This window comes from Streptomyces sp. 5-10, from assembly GCF_014712245.1.
Lineage (GTDB): Bacteria > Actinomycetota > Actinomycetes > Streptomycetales > Streptomycetaceae > Streptomyces > Streptomyces violaceusniger.
The window spans coordinates 1-1,213 of record NZ_JACVYG010000195.1 but is presented as its reverse complement, the minus strand read 5'-3'; the positions used below and the strand labels follow the sequence as shown (position 1 = coordinate 1,213).

The window sequence follows — 1,213 nt, the reverse complement described above, 5'->3', positions numbered from 1 at the left end:
GGCCCAGCCCCCACACCGCCGCCTGCTCCACACTCAACGGGCTCTCCGCGCCGCCCACCGCCACCGCACCCCGCGTCACACACCACACACGGCCGCCCACACCCGCATCCTCGATCCCCTGGAGCAGGGACGACGTCAGCGCCAGGCCCAACGGCACCGCCCCGTGCTCACCGTGCCGCCCCTCCGCCAGCGCCAGCAGCGACACCACGCCCGTGGTGTCGGAGACTTCGGCCTCGTCCAGGGCCCGGCGCAGCCGGTCCGCCATCACCGCGCGGTCGGCGTCGCCCTGCCCAAGCTCGACCACGACAGGCCGTGCACCTCGCCCAGCCAACGCGGCCACACAGCCCGCAACCCACTCGTCCCCGGCCAATCCCGCCGGGACCGCCACCAACCACGGGCCCGTCAGCGCAGCGCCCACCACGTCCGAAACGGGCGCCCACGACGCTTGATAGCGCCGGCGATCAGCCGCCTGGGTCATCGCCGGGGCCATGCCGGTACGGACCGGCTCCAGCCAGAAGCGCTCCCGCTGGAACGCATACGTCGGCAACTCCACGCGGCGGGGGCGGGCCGGCGCCAACAGGGCTGACCAGTCGACCTGCCGCCCTCGTACATAGATCTCGGCGAGCGCCTCCTGCAGCGAAGGGACGTCGTCCCGGCCATCGCGCAGCACCGACGCGAAGACCACGTCGGACACGCACTCCTGCCCCATCCCGGAGAGCACCCCGTCCGGGCCCAGCTCCAGGCNACACGCACTCCTGCCCCATCCCGGAGAGCACCCCGTCCGGGCCCAGCTCCAGGCAGGTGGTGACTCCCGCGTCCGCCAGACTCCGCACCCCGTCCGCGAACCGCACGGCCTCACGGACGTGCCGCACCCAGTACTCGGCGGAGCACAGCGCCTCGGCATCCGCGACCAGACCCGTCACGTTCGACACAACGGGGATACGCGCGGGCGCGTACGACAACCCCTCGGCCACCTGCCGGAACTCCGCCAGCATCGGCTCCATCAACGGCGAATGGAACGCATGCGAGACGCGCAACCGCTTGGTCTTGACGCCCTCGGCCTCCAGCAGCCCGACGACCTCCACCACAGCTTCTTCCGCACCGGAAATCACGGTCGAACGCGGCCCATTGACCGCCGCCACACTCACCTCAGCCTCACGACCGGCCAGCAACGGCAGTACGTCCGCCTCAGCCGCCCGCACCGACACCATCA

General features: G+C 72.1%; 1 protein-coding gene and 2 pseudogenes. 1 reads left to right on the top strand and 2 read right to left on the bottom strand.

What is annotated here, in order from left to right; genetic code table 11:
* A pseudogene (locus IEJ02_RS50670) lies at positions 1-694 on the bottom strand (hypothetical protein); the annotation flags it as partial.
* Positions 695-815: 121 nt separating this feature from the next.
* Positions 816-1,112: pseudogene (locus IEJ02_RS50665) on the bottom strand (acyltransferase domain-containing protein); the annotation flags it as partial.
* Here IEJ02_RS50665 and IEJ02_RS50660 point away from each other — a divergent pair.
* Positions 1,023-1,213 (top strand): hypothetical protein (locus tag IEJ02_RS50660; protein ID WP_317986116.1); only part of this gene is annotated, 191 nt, incomplete at its 3' end. The pseudogene IEJ02_RS50665 and the gene IEJ02_RS50660 overlap by 90 nt on opposite strands.